The following is a 22552-nucleotide window of genomic DNA, read 5'->3' on the forward strand; positions in this document are numbered from 1 at the left end:
CGCTACTGCCCTCCCTGCTTCAGAATGGTGGCGCTCGCGCACAGATGCCAGGTCGAGGTTGCCGCGCCCGTCTGGCTGTAGACCTCAAACCCCAGGTCCGTATCGGACCTCCGGCTGAGGACGGTGCGCACACTCCGCGGCTCTCGCTCACGCAGGACCAGCGGCCTGTGCAGGTTGAGACCGGCGATGGTGAACGCGCCCTCTCCCACAGCCTGCGACGCAGCGCTGAGGGCCATCTCGATATAGGCGGAGTACGGCAACACCGTGGCGTCCATAAGCCTGTGGCCCTTGAGGAAGGCTGACTCTGGCCCATCGAAGGCGGAGTGCCACGTCCAGGTGCTGTCGGCAGGTACTTGTTCCGTTTGCCGGCCGAGCAGAGGATGTGTGGAGCTTCGCTTCTGGAACCAGTAAGACTTTCTCTCAAAGGGATAGGTCGGAAGCGCCAGCTTGCGGCCGAGGGAAGGAATCGTCTCCTGACGTTCTGAAGGTTCATTCCTGATTGCGGTTCCATGTTGCATGTCGGACCATGCAGTGCGAAGTTCCTCGATGGTCGAGACCGTAACCGTCATCTGCTGTTCGAAGCGTGTTCGTCCATGAGCGATCGAGAAGGCTAAATCGTCCAGGCGTGCGTCTGGATGGGACTCGATGTAGGCGGCATATTGCCCGGCAAGCGCTCGAAGCGCCTGCGGCGTTCTGGCGGAGATGGTGATGGTGAAAGGTCCTTCGTTCAACGACCGCGCCGTGTCGTCCTGCGGCGGCACATCGCCAAGAACGAGATGAACATTGGTGCCGCCGAATCCGAAGGAACTGATACCAGCTCGCCGCCGCCCGTCTTCATACGGCCACTCGATCGTCTGTGTGGGGATGCGGAAGACCGAGCTGTCGAGAGTGATGTGAGGGTTGAGCTTGTTGTAGTGCAGATGGGCCGGGATGCGGCGATGTTGCAGCGTCAGGACGGTTTTGATGAAGGCCGCGATGCCGGCAGCCGCTTCCAGATGGCCGATGTTGGTCTTCACCGAGCCAATCCAGCAGGGTGCCTCTGCCGTGCGGGCTTCCTTGAGGACCGCAATCAGGGAGTTCATCTCGATGGGGTCGCCCAGCGGCGTTCCCGTTCCGTGTGCTTCCACGTATCCGATTTCTCCGGGAGCGGTTCCCGCCATGGCAAGGGCCTCGCGGATCACTGCCTGCTGTGAGGGACCGTTGGGAGCTGTAAGGCCATGACTGCGTCCATCCTGATTCGCGGCAGAGCCGTGAACGGTGGCCAGGATGGTATCGCCCGCATCCACGGCATCTTGCAGGCGTTTGAGCAGCACCATGCCCACGCCCTCACCGCGTGCATATCCGTTGGCAGTTTCGTCGAAGGTGTGGCACTGGCGGTCGGGCGAGAGCATGCCCGCGCGGGTGAACGCCTCACTTAGCTGGGGCGTGAAGATCAGGTTGGCTCCTCCAGCGAGCACTGCATCGCACTCGTTACGGAGAAGCATGCCACGTGCCTGGTGCACCGCGAACAATGACGAGGAGCAGGCGGTATCGACGGCCCAGCTTGGCCCGCGGAGATCTAGGACATGGGAGATCCGATTCGCCGCTACACTCAACGCATTTCCCGTGGCGATGTAGGGACCAGTCGCCTCCTCGCCGGTGGCTAGGCGAGCATACTCGGCGTTGCTGATGCCGACAATGACAGCCGTGCGCGTTCCCGCCAGGGTAGAGGGTACGACGCAGGCGTTCTCCAGCGTCTCCCATGCCACCTCAAGCAGCATCCGTTGCTGCGGGTCCATCGCTTCGGCCTCGCGGGCGTTGATGCCGAAGAAGTCCGCGTCGAACAGGTCAACGTCCCGCAGGCCGCCCGGCCTTTTTCCTTCATTGGTGTCATGCCCTTCGACCAGAAGCTTCCAGAAGTCATCGGGGTTCTGCGCATGAGGGAAGCGGCATCCCATTCCGACCACGGCGATGGCTGTGTCGCGTGTCGTGGTCATCGACGGGTGCGCGTGCGTCTGCCGTGAGGACCCCTGCTCAAGATGGCCAGCCAGCAGATGAATGCTGGGGAAGTCATAGACGAGCGTGGGCGAGAGGTTTCGTCCGAGCCTCTGCTGCAGCTTTCCCGACATCTCGACGGCATCCAGAGAGCCCAGGCCGAAGGCGCTGAACGGTGCGTGGACGTCGATGCCGGAGGAGGGCTGCCCGGTGCGCTGTGAGATCCACTCCACCAGCCACTCCGATATGCCCGCCGATGTGGAAGAGGTATCCTCCTGCGTACTGGGCTGACGCCACTCACCTACGATGTCGAGCCCTTGGCCCGCGAGGAAGGCTGCTTTGCAAGCGCCACGCTGAATCTTCCCGCTGGATGTTCGGGGGACCGTCGAGGTCTTCAACAGGACCACCGCGTTCAGGTGGATCTCATGCTCTTCAGCCACGGCCTGTCGGATGGCCTGGAACGCGGCCTCCCTATCCAGAATGCGGAGCGCGTCGCGCCGGACCTCGCACACGATCACGACTGACTCTCCTTCTCCGGAGTCGAGCGCAAAGGCCGCGGAGGCGTTTGTAACGAGCGCTGGATAACTCTTCTCCGCGGTGGCCTCGATATCCTGGGGATAGAGGTTGCGGCCCGCTACGATGATGAGGTCTTTGCTGCGGCCGGTGACGACTAGATCAGTGCCGTCGAGAAAGCCGAGGTCGCCTGTACGCAAATAGGGCCGGGGATCGCCGGGGATGCGGGCACCGAAGGTCCGTTCCGATTCTTCCGCACGGTTCCAGTAACCCCCTCCGATGGAAGGGCCCGTGATCCAGATCTCGCCGCAGTAGTTTGCGACGCAGGGTTGCAATGTCACCGGATCCACGATACGAATCTGATGTTCTGTCCAGGTGTGTCCGCATGAGACCAGCGTGCGTGTCTTTGTATCGGTTGCGGGTGCGGAAGCGACCCCGCGATCGAGCTCGGCTGCATTCAGGGTCTTTAGCGCCGGAGGTTCCCCTGCAGGATTGCCGGTGACGAAGAGCGTAGCCTCCGCGAGGCCGTAAACCGGATACATTGCCTCCGGCTTGAACCCGCAGGAGGCAAATGCGGCAGCGAAATGCTCGACGGTCTCGGCCCGGATGGGTTCGGCTCCGTTATAAGCGAGCTTCCAGCTGCTGAGATCCAGGCTCTCCTTGTCGGCTTCCGAGACGGACCGCGCACAGAGAAGATAGGCGGAGTCAGGCGCAGCGGCGGCTGTGCCTCGAAACGTTGTGATCGCGCGCAGCCAGCGCACAGGCTTCTGCACGAAGGCAGCGGGGGCCATCAGGACGCACGTCGCCCCCAGCGCGAGTGGATGCACGATATGACCGAAAAGTCCCATGTCATGGAAGAGCGGAAGCCAGCCGACATAAACGGCCTCCGCATCTTCTCGCCCGGCGGCCACTAGCGCGGCCATGTTGGCCATGATGTTGCCGTGGGAGATCATGACTCCCTTCGGCGTCCCCGTGGAGCCGGAGGTGTACTGCAGCATCGCCAGCGTTTCGGGAGCGATCACGGTGGAGGGTCTACCGTCTGCAGCAACCTCAGACTCCTCGTCGGTGATGAGGTACTCCAGTGCCAGCGTGGCGAAGTATCCTTCTGACCGCTTCTCGAGGGCCTGGAAGGTCGTGGAGTCCAGCATAGCGATGGCCGGTGAGCAGTCCTCCACGATGGATTGCACACGCTGCTGCGAAGCGCGATGCTTTCTTGGCGGATATGCAGGCACGGCAACGACGCCGGCATAAAGGCAGCCCATCCACGCGCAGATGAACTCAAGTCCCGGAGGATACAGCAGGAGCGCCCGATCTCCAGCGGCGGTCATGGTCCTGAGCTTCGCCGCGATGTGAAGAGCCTTCGCATAGAGCTGACCATAGGTCAGGCGCGCCGACTCCCGTTCACCGTCTTCAAGATAGAGATAAAGCGTGCGATCGGGAATACGCTCCGCGTGCATGCGGAGTACCTCTGTCACGGCGGCCCATCCGGCTTGTGTGTCCATCATGGGGTTCATCGCTGTATCACGGCTCCATAGGAACGCTGTGTCCACGGCACGGGCTGAAAGTCTCCGATGGCGGTGCCCGCGTGGGCAGCGACTGCGAAGTCGCGCACGAGACAACCCATGGCGATATCGAGGATGCCGAGGCCGAAGGGACTAAAGACCAGTGGGCCAACGCTGCTGCGAGGCGGCTGTTTGCCCAGAAGGATCTCCCCGAGCGTGGCGCGTATGAAGCGGCGATGGCCGAGGGAACGCGCCGCCAGGTCCAGCGATGTGCCATTCGAGCAGACATGGTCGATGTCGTCGACGATATTGTCTGCCAGGGCGATGGCATGCGGTGTAAGGTCGCGCAGTGAAATGTGCAGCAAGGTAAGATCGTCTCCGCGGCCGGCAAAGTTTTCGATGTGAGGCGTTACCGCGTTCGTTGCGATGGAGACGATGTCCGCCTGCTCCAAAACGTGCTGCCCATGCGTGGTCTGAGTGACCGTACGACCGTCACAGAAGGAGCGGCAGTGAGTTTGAAACTGCCTGGTCCGGTACGGATCGGCGTCGTAAAGGAGAATCTCCTTCACCTCGGGGCGTGTGTAGAGGAGAAAGCGCAGTACCTCAAAGTTGATCGGGCCGCAGCCGATCACTCCCAGAGTATCCGCCCTCTTCCCCATATGAAGGATGTCCGCGGCGAGGGCCGCGCTGGCTGCCGTCCGGTAGGAGCTGATGACGGAGCCCTCCATCATCGCCTCGGCGAAGCCGGTCTTGACGGAGTTGAGGATCAGAGTCGCGGAGGCTCGTTCGAGGCGGTCCTCCAGGTTGCCGGGGAAGGACGAAACCCACTTGATGCCGGCGGCCTGGAATGGTCCTCCCAGATATGCGGGTTTGGGGATGATGCGGTCGACGGTGTTGCCGGGAAAGCGCAGGTACTCGCAGTTGGGAAGGCTGTATCCTCCGCTCTCGCGGGTGATGTACGCATCACGAATGGTGTTGATGATCTCGCGCTCCCGATGCTCGAGCAGCCGGATAATCTCCTCGCCGCGGAGCATCAGCATTCCGGGTCTGGTCTCGGGCTCGAGCGCAGGCACGTGAGTGAACCTGCCGTTGCTGGGGCCCCGAGAGGCCATTGCCGATGGACGTCCCACGTCGACCTGGCCCAGGGACTCTTCCACCCACTTGCGCGAGTAGACGGTATCGAGATAACGGTCGCCGCGATCGCAGAGAATCATGACGCAGGTGCTGCCTGCCGGGATCTCATCCTTCATCCTGGCGATGGCGGAGACGATGCCACCGGAAGAGCCACCGGCGAAGATCGCTTCGCGGTGAAGAAGCTGGTAACAGCCGGTAACGCAGTCTAGGTCGGAGACCCGCAGGTGAGCATCTTCCAGATCGGGCTGATAGAGCTCGGGTACGCGCGAGGCTCCGTGCCCGGGAATGAGGCGACGTCCCGGGCGGCCTCCGAAGATAACACTTCCTTCTGCATCGACGGCGACAATCCTGGTGGAGGCGCCGGCCTCCCGAAGGAACTCCGCGCAGCCACGCAGCGTGCCGCAGCTGCTCGTGGCCACAAAGAGATAGTCCACCTTGCCCTTGAGGCTCTCATAGATTTCTCGCATGGTTGTCTGGTGCGCTCGCGAGTTGGCCGTGTTGGCATACTGGTTGGGCCAGAAGCTGTCAGGAATCTCTTCGCAGAGCTGCTGGACCCGCGCGATGCGTGCACGCAGGAGATCGCCGCTCGGCGCGTCGCAGTCGCGCACCATATCGATCTCGACGCCATACGCTTCAAGGATCTTCAGGTTGACCGGTGTGGTCCGGCTGTCCACGACGCAGATAAAGCGCAGGCCCATGTATGTGCAGAACTGGGCGATGCCTATGCCGAGGTTTCCGGAGCTCGATTCGACGATGGTACTCGTGGACGTGACGCGCCCTTCTTCCCATGCTTCGCGCAGCAGCGAGAGAGCGGTGCGGTCCTTGCTGCTGCCGCCAGGATTCAGCAACTCCAGCTTGGCATAAAGATCGAAAGCGATGCCGGGAAAGAGGCGTCTCAGCGGGACCAGGGGTGTATTGCCGATAGTGGACAGAAGTCCACCGTCGGGCGCCAAAGCAATATCTCTCATTTCACTTGCTCCAAGGAAAGGAAAAGGGAGAGGGAAGAGTGCATGCCAGCAGATGTTTGGAGATAGCGGGTGGTACAGCAGGCGATCCTATGCGTTCATGTCGCCGGTCTGTAACCGCCAAAGGGAGGCGTATAAGCCGTTCCTTGCTACCAAGTCTTCGTGTGTGCCCTGTTCTGCGACCTTACCCCGTTCGAGAACCAGAATGGAATTGGAGTCTCGAATGGTAGAAAGCCGGTGAGCAACCGTCAGCATACTTCGATCGGCTGTCACCTTCCGCACCGAGCGCTGCACTGTAGCCTCGGTGTCATAGTCCAGCTGTGAGGTGACCTCGTCGAAGGCCATCACAGGTGCTTGCTTCAGCAACGCTCGGGCGATGGCGATGCGTTGACGCTCTCCTCCGGAGAGCTTCCGCCCGCGCTCGCCGACATCCGCCTGCAGGCCGCCGGGCAAGGTGGCCACCAGCTCCTCCGCGCCTGCTTCGAAGAGCGCTTCTCTGATCTCATCGTCCGAGGCATCGGGCTGGCCATAGAGTACGTTGTCGCGGATGGTTCCCTGAAAGAGGTACACGTCTTGGCTCACCAGACCCACAGCCGAACGTAGGTCATGAAGGTCGAGTTCGCGGATATCCCGTCCGTCGAGAAGGATGCGGCCCTCTTTGACCTCATAAAAGCGCATAAGCAGTCGAAGCAGCGTGCTCTTGCCGGAGCCGGTGTGGCCGCAGATGCCAAGCGTCTGCCCCGGGCGCAGTTGAAATGAGACGTTTTCCAGCACTTTGATCCCAGGGCGATAGCTGAAGGTGACGTTATCGAAGATGATCTCTCCGGCAAAGTCGCCGCGGGTGCGCTTCACCGGCCCGCTCAGGATGGTGGGCGCGTGGTTCAGCACCTCGGTCAACCGGTTCGCGGAGCTGAGCGCCTTCTGATACACCCGTCCCACCTCCGCCATGCCGTCGACGGCATCCAGCAGGCGAGGGAACATGTAGACGGCCCGGAGATACTGGGCCTCCGTCAGCGTTCCGTCCGACACGAGCTTCCCGCCGTAGGCCGCATTGATGGACATTCCCACGGAGTAGAGTCCGCGGCCAATCCCGCTTTGTAGAGACCAAAGGTCGCTTGCCGCCTGCGATGCGTCCGCAAGGTCAGCCTCGATCAGCCTGAGTCGTCGCTGTTCGGCAGCTTCTGCCGTGAAGCTCTTGATGTCGATGATTCCGGCAAGGCTGTTTCCTAGGGCTTCGCTGAAGCGGGAACTCGATTCGCTCCGGCGCGCAAAGGCATCGGAGATCCTCTTGCCGAAGAACTTCGGCAGGGCAAACAGCGGAAGCAGCGGGACGCAGCTGAGCGCGGCGAGTCGGGGAGACGAATACACAAGGATGCCGCCGGCTACGCACACGGTTAGACTCTTGTCGACCGCCATCTCGCAACCGCGAGTAACGAGCTCACCGATGTTGGCGGTGTCTTCGGAGATCAGGTTGATCAGTCCACCCGTCGAGTGCGCATCGAAGTAGGCGAGGTCTTCTTCGGTGATCTGTGAGATGACGCGAGCGCGGAGGGCCTGCCGTATCTCCAGACCGAGCTCCTGCCAGCGGCGCATCCGCTCCTGACGAGCCCACGTATCGGCGGCGTTGAGAAGCACGCTCCAGATTGCCGTCGTGGTAACGGAGAGAGGCTTTTGCTTCACCTCGGCTCCGGACCTGAGCGATTTAGTTCGGCTCGTAATGGTGTAGACGACAAAAAGGCCTTCGCAGAAATGGATCGCGAAGCTGACGAGCGAAAAGAAGACGGCTGCGCCCACTTTTTTGCGATCCGGGGTGGAGGCCTTCAGAATTTGCAGCAAGTTCGTCGACGAGGAGTCGCGAGGCTGCGCCATCTCGATGACCTCAGGCAGATCGCGCAGCGTCGTAGTCAGCAGCGTCCGGACATTCAGCTTAGGCAGTTGAGGATCGAAGATCAGTAGGACGCGCCCGGAGAGTGGGTTGGCATGCGCCTGCCGCACCCGCGGTGCACGGGAGAGCGCCTCTTCCAGCCGTCTGGCTCGATTCGCCTTGCCGACGATCGCTTCTACATCCCATCGTTCCCGGCCCGGAATCGCCGATCTCAGCTTGAATGGCGGTTTCTTCGAGTTTTGGTTTCGGCGTGACCCAGTCACTTAGCTGCCTTGAGATCCTGCTGTTCCAACTCGCTCAACGCTTCGGCGTTGGCGTCCTCAATCTCTTCCATTGCCTGCGCCGAAACTCGCTTCACCACCCGGCCTACACGGACGCCACCCTTTACGCCTTCTTTGAGGATCGTTCTCCAGTAAGCGGTTACAACAACGCCAGAGGCAATGCCAAGTAGATAACTGCTCTTCTTCATCTCAGAGGGGTCTTCTTTCAAGTGGTATTTCTGCTGTCAGCTATGATGTCGATTTTCGAGAACGAACGCCCGTCCTCTTCCTTGTGGTTGCTGCTGCTGGCTTCGGAGCGGCAGCTTTGCTCCGCGTCTTTACGACAGTCTTTCGCAAGGAAGGGCTCCGCGGCGCGGGAGGGGAAGGCGGTTTCGTGACGGCTGCTACCGCAGGCTTCGGAACCTCTCGCGCGGCGTCAGCCGCAGGAGTGCCCACTGCTTCCGTCTTCGGCGCGACGACTGGGCTGCGGCCCAGGGCCGTTCGCAAAGAGTTGGCAGAGAATAGCAGACGCGCGGGAAAGCCAAAGAGCATGCTGGCTGCGAAGCCCAAGGCTCCGTGGATCGCCGCACCTTTCAGGTCTCCCTGGACCAGATGGCTTCCGCCGGGAACAAGGTATTCTCCGCAAAATGCAAGCCCAGCCTGCAGCGGCTTGTCCAATACCGGGTCTTCGGGCAATTCTCGAGGCATGGGGGGTCGATCCGGGAAACAGATTGACGTACTTCAAGGATGAAGTTGCATCCTTGAAGTACATGACTAGAGTAAGAAACGGAAGAGAGCTACCTGGCGGCCCTTTTGGAGGCTGGCTTGCTCGTGGGTTCGTCGAGTTCTAACGGCGGCACGGACTTCACGAAGTCGATCAGATTCCGTCCTGTCACCGCGTTCGTAAGGGAGCTTGCCGAAACAACCAACAGGCCCGGAACACCGAAGATGGCTTTTGCAGCCAATCCGAGCGCCGCGTAGATGCCGCCTGTTTTGTAGTCACCACTAACGAGATTGCTTCCACCGGGGATGATTACTTCGCCTGCGAACTGAACCCCAGTTTTCACGGCTTGAGCGTTGTTCACTGCCATTGAACGTTCCTCCTCTGCATTTACGCTGCACGAGGAGTGTAGCAGAAGAATTCGGCAAATATGGAAATGGAAAATACTAAAATTTCACGGCGTGGAGACGTTATCTTGGTTCGGCTGAACCGGAGGTTTTTCCGGTCATTAAATCAATTCCCCTGAAGGTGTATTTCGAAGCAGGGGAATGCCTGCGCCGTTTTCCTGTTATGAAAACGGCTTCGAAGATCTATCCAACAACACAACATCAAGAGAAATGCTCTAGCCCCGCGACCTGACGGCAGTGTCTGGCGCATCCGGAACCCCAAGGGCCTGCAGTTGTTCAGATGGCTCTCCCATATGCCTTTCCAGGGCTTCGAGGAGCGCGGCCTGTGCCGTGCGCACAAAGAAGTGATCGCCGGGAAACACATGCAGCGCAAATGTGCCCGTCGTATGGTCCTGCCAACCTTGCATGCGTTCAGGCGGGACCGCCTTGTCATCGGCGCCGGCATAAGCTACCACTGCACAGCTCAGTGGCGAAGCAGCTACAAACTCATAGGTATCGCATATCTGCAGGTCCGCCCGCATGATGGGCAGCCAATAGCGCAGCATTTCGCGGTCTTCCAGAATGGCTGCGGGCGTCCCGTTCAGGCGCTGTATCTCGGCGACAAGTTCGTGGTCGGGCAGGTTATAGAAGATCCGCCGCATCAGAGGTAGATGCGGAGCGCGGTGGGCGGCCAGGAAGAGCACGGAAGGAGCAGGCAGTTCTGCCGCGCTCAATCTCCGGGCGACTTCAAAGGCCAGCAATGCGCCCAGGCTATGTCCATAAAAGGCGAAGGGCTTGTCAAGGAGTGGCCGGATCTGCGCAATGATGGCTTCCGCCATTTGATTGCTGTGCGTGTAAGCCGCCTCTGTATGCCGGTCTTCGCGTCCGGGCGGCTGGATGAGGCATACCTCAATGGATTCCTTCAGGTGATTGCACCACTGCCTGTAGACAGATGCGCCTCCACCCGCGAACGGAAGGCAGAACAGACGAGCCGAAGCCGCGGGTCTCGGTGCTGGAATGCGCACCCAGGCGGCTGGTTTCATACGGGAAACCTGGTCTGGACAAACTCGGTTGGAACCACTTCCCGCACGCTGAAATAACGGGCCAGCTCGTGGCAGTCCGGGCAGGGTACCTCTTTGCTCGCGGCGGCATAGCGGGCCAGCGTTAACGCCGGATAGTGCTCCTCCATCAGCCGGCGACAATGCATCTGCACCAGCTCTTCGATCTGTTCGGAGTCAAAACACTGGAGGAAGTTCACATTGAGGCCTGCGTTTGCATGGATCGGATCGAGCAGATCGGGATCGATGCCGCAAAACGCGGCGATCTCCCCGCTTCGTTCCACTAGCTCTTCGGTGTGGACGATCAGCAGCCGTTCCTTCGGTACAGCGGCGATGACTCGCTGATTTACTCCGGTCCAGATCTTCGCCATCTGCTCCAGACGGACCTTCATGCTTCGTTCATCCGTCAGCAGAAAACTGCCGTCGGGTAGTACATCGAGGCAGTTCATCAGCGCGCCGGCACGACTGCCCCAGCCGCCCGTGAAATCACCAAGCAGCTTCCCGACGCAGGAGTTCATCCACGAATAGATATCCCGAAGAGTAAGAAGGAACTTTGCATCGGGAAACTCTTCGACAAGAAAGTCCACAATGCTGAAGTGTGCTCCACAGGAGTCCATGTCGAGGGGCTTGGCGGCGTTCCGCGTATGAATGAATTCACGGATCTCCGCGTCAGAGATGGTGCCAAGGAGCCGCCGTTCGAAGACGTTGAGTTGGTCCTGTAGCCGGAACTCATGATCGGAAGAGAAGGACCTGGCGAACATCTCTTGCATGGTTGTGGTGCCCGTACGAAACAACCCCGCGCAAAATACCTTCATGGATCCTCTTACCTCTCAGCGAACGGATCGGGTCTTCTCGCGAAGACTCTATCACGATAACAGGGAAGTATGAATCAAATGGTAGCCTGAGCCGGTTGAGCAGTTTCAGGGAGATGCATGAAATATTTCGGAACGCTTGCTGGCCCAATGGAGTTGTCTGGTTTTTCTTCTGTACCTCCCGAGGGGATCTATGGGATGACCGTCTTTCTCCGGCGCTTTGTGGAAGCCTTGTTGCGCTTTGGAGATTTCGATGAGCTCCACTTCTTTTACAGCGGCTCGGCGCCGCAGCCCGATCAGGGCGGTCTGTTATTTTCAGACCCGCGCATCCGGCTACTTCCTATCAGCCAGTTTGAGAGGGAGACGTCTCGCCATAGCTATCACGCGTTTCATAACTTGTGGTCTCCCGACATCGGGCCATGGACGGACCTTCGCAATCGGTTGAGCGCAGTGAGCTTTCCCATCACCGGACTTACGCACACAATCAGCTATCAGTCGTTTCTGCCTCGCGTGCTGGGAACGATGCTGCTTGGGACTCGCCCATGGGATTCAATCCTCTGCACTACGGAGTCGGCCCGAACTGTGATGCGGCAGTGGATCGCGTATCTTCAGGCATCGTTCCGCGAAGAGCGGCAGATCGATCTCTCGTGCGAGGCGCGGCTGGATGTAATCCCCCTAGGACTCGATACCGAAGTCTTTCGGCCTGGCAACAAGGCCGAACTGCGCAGCCGTCTGGGACTGCCCGCGGACGAGGTGCTGGCCCTCTACTTCGGGAGGTTCTCTCACTACGACAAGATGGATCTCTTTCCTCTGCTACTAGCGTTCAAGAAGGTCCTCGATGACTCCAGTCAAAAGACCTCGCTGGTGCTAGCCGGTTCGGAGAGCTTTCACAAGTACTCGGACAGGGTGCGGCAGTTCGCCGCTGAGATGGGAATTTCGGACAGAGTCATTCTTCGCACCGATGTTCCGGACACGGATGTGGCGGCCTATTATGCGGCCGCAGACCTCTTCGTCTCTCCCAGCGACAGCCTGCAGGAGACCTTTGGCCAGTCGATCGTGGAGGCCATGTCCTCGGGGCTGCCGGTGGTCTGCTCGGACTGGGACGGGTACAAGGAGTTGGTCGTGCATGAAGAGACGGGCTTTCGCGTGCCTTCGTACTGGATGGACTGTGACCGTATGGTGTCGGATTACTCCAGCGTCTCAGAGTGGCTCGTCGACCATTTTCTGATCGCGCAATCGGTTGCTGTCGATGTCCCAGCGATGGCCGCCGCGATGACCCGGCTCATCGGCGATGAAGAGCTTCGTCGCACCTGGGGCGCGAACGGACGCCGTCGCTCACAAGCTCTCTTCGATTGGCGGCGCGTGATTGCGCAGCATCTCGAGCTCTGGCAAACGCTTCATCGCCAGGCCGCGGCGGCGCCGCACAGGCCCGCAGGAAAATCATGGTTCCGGCCCGAATATTGCAAGACCTTTCAGCACTACTCAACGCAAATGCTTTCCTCCGCGACAAGGATTATCAGCGGTTCGTCCCGGGAAATTTCGTTCTATCCGGAGCTGGAGGGGTTTCTTACGACGGATGTTCTGAATTTCGTAATGAAATACGCAGCAAACGCTTCGACTGTGGGGGAGCTGGAAGCGGCTGCGTCGTCAGTACTCGGCGTGCCTGTGGACGTCTTTCGCAATCATCTCCTGTGGCTGATCAAGTATGACCACCTGCGATTGGAGCGTCTGCCTGAAGGCCGAAATAATGATTGAGGCAAAGACGCCGGCGAATGCTCCGCTAAGTTTGACCTTTGAGGTTACACAATGGAGGGGTTATATACGCCTGGCACGTCAACGTTTCCGGCTCAGGCGTGTGTGGTAGTAACTAGAAGTAGTTGTCACTAGGAGGTGTTTCTTGGCTCAATGCGCGGCTCAACAATTCAACAATATCTCTCCAGCCCAATTTGCGTGCTTGGTGGCTGCCGCAAAAAACCAAGGCATCGAGATTGATGGGACGAACGGTCAAGCGACACAAGGCGGGATAACAATATCTTGGTCGTATACCGCAGCCAGCAATTCGCTGACAATTCAGTGTTTAAGTTCGCCGTTCTATTTGTCCTGCGGAGTGATAAATGCGAAGATTCACGATCTTGTAGATCAAAGCCAAACGCAGGGAGTCTAGAGCAGGGTCCATCTAGGATCGTTTGGCGAGGTTCCTCCCCGCGGAACCTGGATCATCCTGTTCTTCAATGGGCACTTAAGGTAGCATCCGCCAAATCTGAGTGCTCATCCATAGCAGCTTTCACCTTGTGCGCGGAACAGACCAGTTAGTTCCCTGAACCACTTTTTTGGCACCGTACGGTGTACTCAGATGTGTTGCTGACGTTTTTAAAAAGCAAGACGGGTACTGGAACTACAGCGCACCATCCGACACCATTTGGGAACGAGTTGGCCAAGATCTCGATCTACGTGGTGAGTCCGAGCCTTCACGCTTCGCGGCTTTCCCAAAATGGGAATGACGATCTACAACTAACGATGTAAATTCTCTTTTGCTTGCCATCCGCCGCTTCTCAAAATCGGTCGATGTCTTTATCGTCGACTGATTGATCAGTTGAAAGTTGCAAGTCCGCTGAAATAGTGCGATGACACTTCGTGCGCCTTTTTGTCACGTAAGTGCCATTCAGCTAGTTCAAGAAATACAGGGAACAAGACCCAAGATTCGCGAATCGCGAGGTTTGGGTACAAATTCTCTGCCGATGAGTTGTGCCTTGTGAGGAGAGGAAAGATCATGATGAGAGCCGTTGCGTTGCGTTTAGGTGCGGCGCTGTTTATTTCTGCCATTGCTGTGCCGGCTGCTATGGCTACGGATGCCACGATCGTTGCCGATGCAAGCGTAAGTTCTGCCCGCCCTAACCTCAACTTCGGCAGGTTATCGAATCTGTATGTGGGCAACGGCAACACGGCCTTGATTCGGTTCGACCTCTCATCATCTTTGCCCGCTGGAACAACCGCCGCGCAGATCGGCCACGCTACCTTGAGGCTCTATGTAAATCGCGTCAATGCGCCGGGAAGTATCAACTTACAACCTGTCACCTCTACGTGGGACGAATTGGCGGTGACGAATGCTACGCTTCCAGCCTTGGGGCCTGCGTTGTCCAGCTTCTCCGTTACTGATGTCAATCAATATGCGGTGATAGACGTTACCACGCTCGTACAGGGATGGCTGACGACTCCCGGGAGCAACTACGGCATCGCTCTCTCCTCTGCGGGGGCAAATATCCTGTTCGACAGTAAAGAGAATGACGAGACATCGCATCTTGCGCAGTTGGATATAACGGTTACCTCCCAAGGACCTGTAGGTCCCGCTGGCCCTATAGGAACGACCGGGCCTCAGGGGATTCAGGGGGCTGCGGGTGTTCCAGGTATACAAGGGCCGCAGGGAGTTCCAGGGATTCAGGGGCCGGCTGGAGCGAATGGTGCAACTGGTCCGGCGGGTCCGACCGGAGCCGCAGGCACCTTCAGCTTTGCATCGAACTATGCGGCCGCCACGACCTACACAGAAGGTCAGGTCGTCTTTTGTTCAACAGCTTGTTCGACAAATGGCTCGAGCTATATCTCATTGGTCAATGGCAATACTGGGTTCGATCCGCCGGCCAGCAGTGCGCAGTGGGCCCTCATTGCGGAGGCAGGAGCGGCCGGAACTCCAGGCGCTACCGGCGCCACCGGAGCCACAGGCCCGATCGGACCTGTAGGACCTATCGGTCCAATAGGCATTACGGGAGTCCCCGGTGCTACCGGAGCGACTGGACCACAAGGCCCAGCCGGTCCGACAGGTGCCACAGGAACGACAGGTGCGACAGGCGCGATCGGACCAGTAGGACCCCAAGGAGCTATCGGTCCTGCCGGGCCAACGGGCGCCACTGGAGTTACAGGGGCAATGGGACCACAAGGCCCAGCCGGTCCGACAGGTGCCACAGGTGCGACGGGCTCATTCAGCTTCGCTTCGAACTATGCGCCTGCCACTACTTATTCAGCAGGACAGGTGGTCTTTTGCTCGACGACATGTTCGACAAACGGTTCGAGCTATATCTCTCTGGCAGATGGTAACGCTGGCTTCGACCCACCGACCAGCAATGTCAAATGGGCGTTGATCGCTCAAGCCGGAGCAACGGGAACGACTGGAGCTACAGGCCCTGCAGGCCCTACCGGGCCGACAGGAGCGACCGGAGCTACAGGCCCGGCAGGTCCGGCTGGCAGTGGGTCGCATATCTTCATGGCCAGCGTGATCTTGGGGCAGGCCAACAGCAGTACACAGTTTTTCTCACTCAACAGCAGTTACGATCCCTCCAATGTAGGCACGTTTCTAACCTACAATCAGTTCGCAACGACCTTCCCGCAGGCATGCACGTTCGACTCGATGTTCCTTACATCCGGCCAGTCGGGGTTTGGAAATTTTGGTTCTCCCATAAACATCACGCTCTTCCGTAACGGTGTTGCTACCGCCCTCACCAAGGGTATTACTCCGACAAGCACAAACACTCTTGCGTCAGCTCAGATCACGGGGCAGTCCGTAGCCATCGCAGCAGGGGATACCGTTGCACTACAGGCGACGAGCACCTCCTTCACTACGAATGGATCCTTCGTGCCTCTCGCCACCGTCTCCGTGTCGCTGCATTGTCAGTAGTTCGAGACGCCAAACACGTAACCGATATGTACCTCTACCAGAAACAATCATCACGATAAGACGGCGGGCTAACAGAGCAATGAGCCCATACCTAAGACGCAGTGCAACAAGTAAGGAGAAATAAGTGGCGCAACCGTATCTCGGTCAGATCATTATGTTCGCGGGCAACTTCGCTCCTAGTGGATGGGCTCTTTGCAACGGACAACTGCTTTCCATCGCGCAAAACTCCGCGCTCTTCTCAATTCTAGGAACGACCTACGGAGGAGATGGCATAACGACCTTCGCTCTTCCGAACCTTCAGGGCCGCGTACCTGAGCATTGGGGAACAGGCCCGGGACTTCCTACGGTAACCATTGGCGAGTCGGCGGGATCCAATAATGTGTCCATATTAACCTCCAATCTGCCGCAGCACGCACACCCAATTGCACCGCCCTGTTCGAACGTTGCCGGTACGGCGACCACCCCCGTGAACAACTATCCTGCTGTCGATGCGGTCACTGCAACGTTCACCCCACCGAGCACCCACGGAACGATCACCGTAAACACCTTCGCTGCATCTGCGACTGCAGGCCAGACCATGGCGCCATATGTCTCTGGCATGGCAGGAAGTGGCATTCCGATCAGTGTTCAGCAACCTTACCTGGCCGTAACCTTCATCATTGCGCTGCAGGGTATTTTCCCATCGCGTGGCTAAATCAAGCGTGTGCCGGCCGACAGCCGGCACACGTTCTCCCTACTTGAGCAGGAAGGAAACACAACAAGGTGACAGGAATAGTCCATTCTGAAGTAACGAATGTCCAGCTTCGTCACGCTGTCGCCCAAGATGAGGACTTCTTACTGCAGCTCTATCTCGCAACTCAGCCGACCGCGACGACAAACTGGAATATGAGTATGGCCGCGCGCGAGCAACTGCTGCAGATGCAATTTCGCGGACGCAAGCTGACCTACGCCGCCCAGTATCCCGATGCCGAAGATCTGATCCTCTGCCTAAACGAAGAAGGAGAGGTTGAGAGACGGGTCGGCCGGCACTTAGTGATTCGCCAGGAAGACGCAATTTTAGGGATCGATCTGGCTGTCCTCCCGGCTTATCAGAACCAGGGACTTGGTCGGCTGGTTCTTCAGGGAGTGCAGCGTCAGTGCGCTCAAGAGGGGCTGAAGTTCAGGTTGCAGGTTCTGCACACCAACCCCGCCAGGCGCCTCTATGACCGCTTGGGCTTCACGATGGTGAGTCAGGATTTGCTGTATGCGCAGATGGAGTGGAGCGCTCTATGAACTTCGTAATGACATTGGGGAAGTGAAAGCTGGTATGGCAAAAATAGGAATTCCCAGATCGCAGAAGTTGCTCTGGCTTAGGATGAGGCGTTCGATGTCTTACATGGCGCTGCTTATGTTTTGCGCAGCAGCCTTTGCGCAAACGGCCGCGCAAAAAAGCACACTGGCGCGCTTACAGCCTCGGGCGGATGGAGCTACTCTCGTAGAGGCGACGGGAACCGTTCTAATGCGGCCGGCGGGTGTGGCCTTCGATGCAGCAGGCAATCTCTATATCGCAGATACTGACGACAATCTCATCCTTCAGGTAAGCCCGGTTGGCATTCTCAGCACGGTTGCAGGCACAGGAGAGCAGGGATACTCCGGCGATAACGGCTCGGCGAAGAGTGCGGTGCTCGACTCACCGGCTGGTGTTGCAGTCGACGCGGCAGGGAATATTTATATAGCCGATACCCACAACAACCGCATTCGCAAAGTCACCTCCGGGACAATCACTACGATTGCCGGCACGGGAGCAGCCGGGTTCTCAGGTGATGGAGGTGCGGCTGCCTCCGCTTTATTGAATCTGCCAACGGCGCTTGCTGTAGATGCCGCAGGCAATCTCTACATCGCAGACACAAACAATCACCGCATTCGCAAGATCTCCGGCACTACGATTACCACCGTCGCAGGCGATGGAGAACAGCTCTATTTGAACGATGGCGTCGCGGCTACTCAAACAGGGCTCGATTCGCCAAGCGGCATCGCTGTTGATGCAGCGGGGAATCTATACATTGGAGACACCCTCAATCAGCGTGTACGCAAAGTAACATTGAGCTCCGGGCTTATCTCTACAGTCGCGGGAAACGGCACGAAGAGCTTTGCTGGCGACGGTGGAGCGGCGACTTCAGCAGGTTTGGCGACGCCCCGCGGAGTCGCTGCAGCGGCAGACGGAAGTATCTACGTTGCCGACAGCGACAATCATCGAATCCGCAATATCAATGGCGCCGGCACAATCTCAACTGCAGCGGGCAACGGAACGCAGGGATTCTCGGGCGATACCGGACCTGCAAATATGGGAATGTTTGATACGCCACACGCGGTTGCGATCATCTCTGGAACAGCCGCGATAGCCGACACCAACAACCAGCGTGTCCGCGCGATTTTGAACGCCAACATCAACACCGTAGCCGGTCTTGGAAATTCTGGAACAGCGGCTCTCGTTCTCTCCGGTACATCCCCGATCGTCATCGGGAACGGCAACTTAACGGCCACCCTCATAAATGGAGCTTCAAAAGCGACAGGCTCTGTCACCTTTCTGGATGTAACCACCGGTGCCAGCACCCTCGGAACTGCTTCTCTGCAAAATAATGTTGCGACCATTAGCCTCGCTGGGATTGCAGCCGGAACGCATCGCTTCGCAGCGACCTATCCTGGCGATGCACTCAACCCTGCTATTACGAGCGGCGTCTTTGTCGTTGTGGCAACTGCACCGCAGATACCAAACAATTTCTCGATCGCTGCAGCAACAGCGACCCAAATTGTCGTGCCAGGCGCAACGGCAAGCTATCAGCTCACCTTGACTCCACAATCCGGAACGTTCGGCAGCGGAGTTACTCTGACAGTTGCTGGCCTGCCCAGTGGGGCTACGGCAAGCTTCGCTCCATCGTCGATTGCTGCAGGCACTTCCGGAGCTGTCTCATCTGCCCTGACGGTTCAGACACCGAAGCAGGCTGCGTCACTCGGCAGGTCGACAAAACCTCCATCGATGCCTTTCGCTCTTAGCTTGTTATCGCTGCCCGTCTTCTTCAGTCGACGTACGCGGAAGAAGATGTCGGCGATTGCGCTAAGCAGCCGTATCCTTTGCCTGCTCCTTCTCGCGGGAGCTGCAGCCCTGTCCGGATGTGGTTCCGGCGGATTCTTTACGCAGCCGCAGAAGAGCTACACCCTCACCGTTACGGCTACCGGCGCCGCAGCAGGATCCAGTCCCGCAGTAAGCCAGAGCACAACCGTAACTCTGACTGTGCAGTAGGAGAGAGACTTGAGAACAACCAAACTGCTGGTTGGCGCGCTGCTTTGTGGAGCACTGACAGCCTCGGCACAATCGAAGATCGATGCCTCCGTCAGCTACGAATTGCAGCGCTCCAACGGTCCTGCAGGAGAGTGCGGCTGCTTTAGCCTGCAGGGAGGCAGGGCGGATGGCTCTTATCGAGTGTTCGGAAGGTTTTCTGTTGCAGGGGAGATAAGCGGCGCTCATGCATCGAATATCACCGGGTCGGGTGTGGATCTCTCGCTTCTCACTTATTTGGCCGGCCCTCGCTATTCACTGCATCTGAAACATGGATTAAAGCCATTCGCGCAGTTTCTCATTGGGGGCGTTCACGGCTTCGATTCGACATTTCCTCATCCCGGCGGAGCCGTCTCCTCCGCAAACTCTTTCGCATTTACTACAGGCGGCGGACTGGATTACGGTCTTTCGCGTCACATCGGTGTGCGCGTCGTGCAGGTCGACTACCTCAGGACATATTTACCCAACAATGCAAACGATGAACAGAATAGTTTGCGCATCGGAGCGGGCATCGTCTTTCGAATGAAGTAGAGATGTTTTACTCGAGCGGTCATGCATCGTGAATAGTCTGTCCCCCCCCCCCCATACGAATTTGCGCAAAGTCTTCAAAGTAGAGACTTTAGGTCCGGACTTCGACCTGCACCGCCCGCTTTTTTAGAGCATGAGAAAAGCCCGGCACAGACCGGGCTTTTTTGTTTGTCTCTGGATCTATTTTAACAGGCGCGTCAAGACTTTTCTTGTGGATATCTGTCGGATTGGGTTTCGCGTTTCAAGGGAACGGCTGGCGCTGGGATCGACGTCGCTGGTGTGGCCGTATCCTTCGAGCACAAGCAAAGATGCGTTGCCAAGCGTTTGTGAGGCGAGTACCGAGCTTCCGGCTTGCCTGTCGTCCGGGTGAGAGGGCGAGCCATACTTCACTTTGCCGGTGCTGTGTCCATTCACCGCAATGTCTCGAATCGCTGATTTGCGCACCGATTGGAAGTTGTGCGCGAAGTGGCGCCGGAGGAGGTGGGCGAGTAATATCGCTGCAAGGCGAGAGTTGCGCATTTGATGTCCTCCTTAGGGTTTGCAGACGTTGGGAGGCGTCTCCCGGCCAGACATTTTGCCTCAGCTGTACGGGTTCCTCGGTCACGCTTTTTCCTTTGGCCTTCGTGACTGAAACCCACTGAATGAAACATGGGCCCAGTCAAGGTTTTCCGCCGAGGGAGGATATGTATATGCCTTTAATGCGTCCGGACCCCACCTTTTATCCCTCACCTGGTATGGCGATGCAGGCCCCACCAGAACGCCTTGCTTACGTTGCGCTGTTGAACGTCGGCAAGAATGATCAGCACGACGCCATGGGCGTCATTGACCTCGATCCAGGTTCAGCCGAGTATGGTCGGCTTGTCGGACAAGTGGATTTTCCGCGTGGCGATAATGAGTTACACCATTTCGGCTGGAATGCTTGCAGCGCGTGTCTTTGCCCGCAGGCTTCGCACCCGCACATGGAGCGTCGTTATCTGATCGTACCGGGCATCGGGTCATCGCGGATTTACGTACTAGATACCAAGGCGAATCCCAAGCAACCGAAGATCGTGAAGGTGATTGAGCCCGAAGAGTTCATCAAGAATACCGGCTATACGTCACCGCACACGATTCATTGTGGCCCGGACGGCATTTATGGCAGTGCACTCGGATCGGCCAACGGAGACGGCCCCGGCGGCATTTTTCTGATGGATGCAAACACTTTTGAGTTGAAGGGGTCGTGGGAACAGGATCGCGGACCTCAGCAATTGGCCTATGACTTCTGGTGGCACCTGGGGCACGACACCATGATCACGTCCGAATGGGGCACGCCGAACATGGTGAAAGACGGGGTGAACCCGGAGTTACTGCTGGGCGGCAAGTACGGCCACAAGCTTCATATCTGGGATTTGGACAAACGGCGCCATCTACAAGAGATTGACTTGGGCTCAGAGCAACAGATGGTGCTCGAGCTTCGGCCCTCCCACGATCCGAATAAGACGTACGGATTCGCGGGTGTGGTCGTTTCACTCAAGGACCTTTCTGCTTCGATCTGGATGTGGTATCGCGAAGATGGGGGCAAGAACGGCAAGTGGAGCGTCCGCAAAGTTATTGAGATCCCCGCCGAGCCTGCCGATGCAGAAACATTGCCGCCCCTGCTGCAGGGCTTCAAGGCAGTGCCACCACTGATAACGGACATCAACCTGTCACTCGACGACCGCTTTCTCTATGTTTCGTGCTGGGGGACTGGTGAGTTCATCCAGTATGACGTCTCCGATCCTGTTAAGCCGAAGAAGACAGGCTCGGTCCACATCGGCGGCATCGTGCGCCACGCGGCCCACCCGGCCAAACCCAATCAGGCTCTCAACGGTGGCCCACAGATGGTCGAAGTCAGCCGCGACGGCAAGCGTGTGTATTTCACCAACTCGCTCTACTCTACGTGGGATGAGCAGTTCTATCCCGATGGGGTAAAGAGCTGGATGGTAAAGCTTGATGCTGATCCGAACGGCGGAATGAAATTCGACGAAGGATTCTTCGTGGAGTTCGATGGGCTGCGTGCTCACCAGATCCGACTGGAAGGCGGTGACGCTTCCTCTGACTCCTACTGCTATTCGAAGGCCTAAATGGCGCACGGGGAGATGGGCGCGACGGCTCTGTGGGTAATGCTGCTTCTTGGCGCCTACCACGGAATCAACCCTGGAATGGGATGGCTCTTCGCGGTGGCGCTGGGTATGCAGGAGGGGAAGGGGATTGCAGTTGCGAGAGCGATCGTCCCTATCGCGTTCGGCCACGCGTTGGCCATCGGAACCGTGGTGCTGGCAGCAGTGTTTCTTGGCATGAGGCTGCGGCCGGAGGCTATACGCTATCCCGTCGCCGCGGTCCTGCTCGGTCTTGGGGCCTACTCCCTGGTGCGACATCATCACCCACGTTGGGTCCGCATGCAAGTCCGCTTCCGGGACCTGACGGTTTGGTCGTTTCTGATAGCCTCGGCGCACGGCGCGGGTTTGATGGTGGTACCAGTTCTGCTGGGCAGCAACGCAGTCGAGGCGGCGAACCACATGGCAGGGCACCACCAAACATCTGTGGCCGGCGGTCCTCTTGCTGCGCTGGTTGCGACTGGGATCCATACGACAGGCTATCTTGTAGTCACTGGGCTGATCGCTTGGGTGGTCTACAGCAAGTTTGGCCTCGCGATCCTGCGCAAGGCATGGCTCAACCTCAACCTCATATGGGCCGTAGCGCTCGTGGTCACTGGCCTGATCACCTTGGCGATGTAGCCTTGGTTACCTCATCCCTGCGCGCATGGGCACCTATCTATATAGGTTGTTGGGGTAGGGAACTCGATGTTGCCGG

At 58.4% G+C, this 22552-nt stretch carries 17 protein-coding genes; 8 read left to right on the top strand and 9 right to left on the bottom strand.

Annotated elements, in window-relative coordinates; translation table 11 throughout:
* Nucleotides 1–2: 2 nt before the first annotated feature.
* The 8 genes from AC5S26_RS19525 to AC5S26_RS19560 form a co-directional block, all read right to left on the bottom strand.
* Complete coding sequence (locus tag AC5S26_RS19525; RefSeq protein WP_494186597.1) at nucleotides 3–4001, bottom strand: hybrid fatty acyl-AMP ligase/type I polyketide synthase; 3999 nt, start codon at nucleotides 3999–4001, stop codon at nucleotides 3–5.
* On the bottom strand, nucleotides 3998–6091 hold the full coding sequence (sbnA, locus tag AC5S26_RS19530; RefSeq protein WP_494186598.1) for a 2,3-diaminopropionate biosynthesis protein SbnA: 2094 nt from the start codon (nucleotides 6089–6091) through the stop codon (nucleotides 3998–4000). The genes AC5S26_RS19525 and sbnA overlap by 4 nt, the downstream gene beginning before the upstream one ends.
* 87 nt (nucleotides 6092–6178) lie before the next feature.
* The gene (locus tag AC5S26_RS19535; protein WP_494186599.1) at nucleotides 6179–8236 is read right to left on the bottom strand and encodes an ABC transporter ATP-binding protein; all 2058 of its coding nucleotides are present in this window, start codon (nucleotides 8234–8236) and stop codon (nucleotides 6179–6181) included.
* On the bottom strand, nucleotides 8233–8442 hold the full coding sequence (locus AC5S26_RS19540; RefSeq protein WP_494186600.1) for a hypothetical protein: 210 nt from the start codon (nucleotides 8440–8442) through the stop codon (nucleotides 8233–8235). The genes AC5S26_RS19535 and AC5S26_RS19540 overlap by 4 nt, the downstream gene beginning before the upstream one ends.
* A gap of 40 nt (nucleotides 8443–8482) precedes the next feature.
* Complete coding sequence (locus tag AC5S26_RS19545) at nucleotides 8483–8941, bottom strand: DUF6072 family protein (protein ID WP_494186601.1); 459 nt, start codon at nucleotides 8939–8941, stop codon at nucleotides 8483–8485.
* An 89-nt stretch (nucleotides 8942–9030) separates the two neighbouring features.
* The gene (locus AC5S26_RS19550) at nucleotides 9031–9324 is read right to left on the bottom strand and encodes a DUF6072 family protein (RefSeq protein ID WP_494186602.1); all 294 of its coding nucleotides are present in this window, start codon (nucleotides 9322–9324) and stop codon (nucleotides 9031–9033) included.
* A gap of 252 nt (nucleotides 9325–9576) precedes the next feature.
* Nucleotides 9577–10383, bottom strand: coding sequence for a thioesterase II family protein (locus AC5S26_RS19555; protein ID WP_494186603.1), 807 nt, complete (start codon nucleotides 10381–10383; stop codon nucleotides 9577–9579).
* Nucleotides 10380–11213, bottom strand: coding sequence for a sulfotransferase (locus AC5S26_RS19560; RefSeq protein WP_494186604.1), 834 nt, complete (start codon nucleotides 11211–11213; stop codon nucleotides 10380–10382). The genes AC5S26_RS19555 and AC5S26_RS19560 overlap by 4 nt, the downstream gene beginning before the upstream one ends.
* A 117-nt stretch (nucleotides 11214–11330) precedes the next feature.
* Here AC5S26_RS19560 and AC5S26_RS19565 point away from each other — a divergent pair, with 117 nt between their 5' ends.
* From AC5S26_RS19565 to AC5S26_RS19590, 6 genes are all read left to right on the top strand, one after another.
* A complete protein-coding gene (locus AC5S26_RS19565; protein ID WP_494186605.1) occupies nucleotides 11331–12965 on the top strand; it encodes a glycosyltransferase family 4 protein in 1635 nt (544 codons plus the stop codon).
* 1015 nt (nucleotides 12966–13980) lie between these two features.
* Nucleotides 13981–15876 carry a DNRLRE domain-containing protein gene (locus AC5S26_RS19570; protein ID WP_494186606.1) on the top strand — a complete coding sequence of 632 codons (1896 nt, stop codon included), beginning with the start codon at nucleotides 13981–13983 and terminating at the stop codon, nucleotides 15874–15876.
* Between the two features lie 124 nt (nucleotides 15877–16000).
* Nucleotides 16001–16570 carry a phage tail protein gene (locus AC5S26_RS19575; protein WP_494186607.1) on the top strand — a complete coding sequence of 190 codons (570 nt, stop codon included), beginning with the start codon at nucleotides 16001–16003 and terminating at the stop codon, nucleotides 16568–16570.
* Between the two features lie 68 nt (nucleotides 16571–16638).
* On the top strand, nucleotides 16639–17148 hold the full coding sequence (locus AC5S26_RS19580) for a GNAT family N-acetyltransferase (protein WP_494186608.1): 510 nt from the start codon (nucleotides 16639–16641) through the stop codon (nucleotides 17146–17148).
* Between the two features lie 94 nt (nucleotides 17149–17242).
* Nucleotides 17243–19156, top strand: coding sequence for an NHL domain-containing protein (locus tag AC5S26_RS19585; protein WP_494186609.1), 1914 nt, complete (start codon nucleotides 17243–17245; stop codon nucleotides 19154–19156).
* 9 nt (nucleotides 19157–19165) lie between these two features.
* The gene (locus AC5S26_RS19590) at nucleotides 19166–19723 is read left to right on the top strand and encodes an outer membrane beta-barrel protein (RefSeq protein WP_494186610.1); all 558 of its coding nucleotides are present in this window, start codon (nucleotides 19166–19168) and stop codon (nucleotides 19721–19723) included.
* A 177-nt stretch (nucleotides 19724–19900) separates the two neighbouring features.
* On the opposite strand, the gene AC5S26_RS19595 is transcribed toward AC5S26_RS19590, so the two are convergent.
* Nucleotides 19901–20239: a hypothetical protein gene (locus AC5S26_RS19595; RefSeq protein WP_494186611.1), complete on the bottom strand. Its 339-nt coding sequence runs from the start codon at nucleotides 20237–20239 to the stop codon at nucleotides 19901–19903.
* Between the two features lie 170 nt (nucleotides 20240–20409).
* On the opposite strand from AC5S26_RS19595, the gene AC5S26_RS19600 reads away from it, so the two are divergent.
* Together AC5S26_RS19600 and AC5S26_RS19605 are read left to right on the top strand one after the other, a co-directional pair.
* Entirely contained in the window at nucleotides 20410–21822 is a 1413-nt protein-coding gene (locus AC5S26_RS19600; protein ID WP_494186612.1) for a selenium-binding family protein, read from the top strand.
* A complete protein-coding gene (locus AC5S26_RS19605; protein ID WP_494186613.1) occupies nucleotides 21823–22476 on the top strand; it encodes a hypothetical protein in 654 nt (217 codons plus the stop codon).
* Nucleotides 22477–22552: the final 76 nt, after the last annotated feature.

The organism is Edaphobacter sp. FHG110511_03 (assembly GCF_059115365.1).

What these genes read in the sequence shown, in the direction of transcription:
- AC5S26_RS19525 (WP_494186597.1), bottom strand. Translation starts at nt 4,001, where the DNA reads ATGAACCCCATGATGGACACACAAGCCGGATGGGCCGCCGTGACAGAG.
- sbnA (WP_494186598.1), bottom strand. Translation starts at nt 6,091, where the DNA reads ATGAGAGATATTGCTTTGGCGCCCGACGGTGGACTTCTGTCCACTATC.
- AC5S26_RS19540 (WP_494186600.1), bottom strand. Translation starts at nt 8,442, where the DNA reads ATGAAGAAGAGCAGTTATCTACTTGGCATTGCCTCTGGCGTTGTTGTA.
- AC5S26_RS19545 (WP_494186601.1), bottom strand. Translation starts at nt 8,941, where the DNA reads ATGCCTCGAGAATTGCCCGAAGACCCGGTATTGGACAAGCCGCTGCAG.
- AC5S26_RS19550 (WP_494186602.1), bottom strand. Translation starts at nt 9,324, where the DNA reads ATGGCAGTGAACAACGCTCAAGCCGTGAAAACTGGGGTTCAGTTCGCA.
- AC5S26_RS19555 (WP_494186603.1), bottom strand. Translation starts at nt 10,383, where the DNA reads ATGAAACCAGCCGCCTGGGTGCGCATTCCAGCACCGAGACCCGCGGCT.
- AC5S26_RS19560 (WP_494186604.1), bottom strand. Translation starts at nt 11,213, where the DNA reads ATGAAGGTATTTTGCGCGGGGTTGTTTCGTACGGGCACCACAACCATG.
- AC5S26_RS19565 (WP_494186605.1), top strand. Translation starts at nt 11,331, where the DNA reads ATGAAATATTTCGGAACGCTTGCTGGCCCAATGGAGTTGTCTGGTTTT.
- AC5S26_RS19570 (WP_494186606.1), top strand. Translation starts at nt 13,981, where the DNA reads ATGATGAGAGCCGTTGCGTTGCGTTTAGGTGCGGCGCTGTTTATTTCT.
- AC5S26_RS19585 (WP_494186609.1), top strand. Translation starts at nt 17,243, where the DNA reads ATGTCTTACATGGCGCTGCTTATGTTTTGCGCAGCAGCCTTTGCGCAA.
- AC5S26_RS19595 (WP_494186611.1), bottom strand. Translation starts at nt 20,239, where the DNA reads ATGCGCAACTCTCGCCTTGCAGCGATATTACTCGCCCACCTCCTCCGG.
- AC5S26_RS19600 (WP_494186612.1), top strand. Translation starts at nt 20,410, where the DNA reads ATGCCTTTAATGCGTCCGGACCCCACCTTTTATCCCTCACCTGGTATG.
- AC5S26_RS19605 (WP_494186613.1), top strand. Translation starts at nt 21,823, where the DNA reads ATGGCGCACGGGGAGATGGGCGCGACGGCTCTGTGGGTAATGCTGCTT.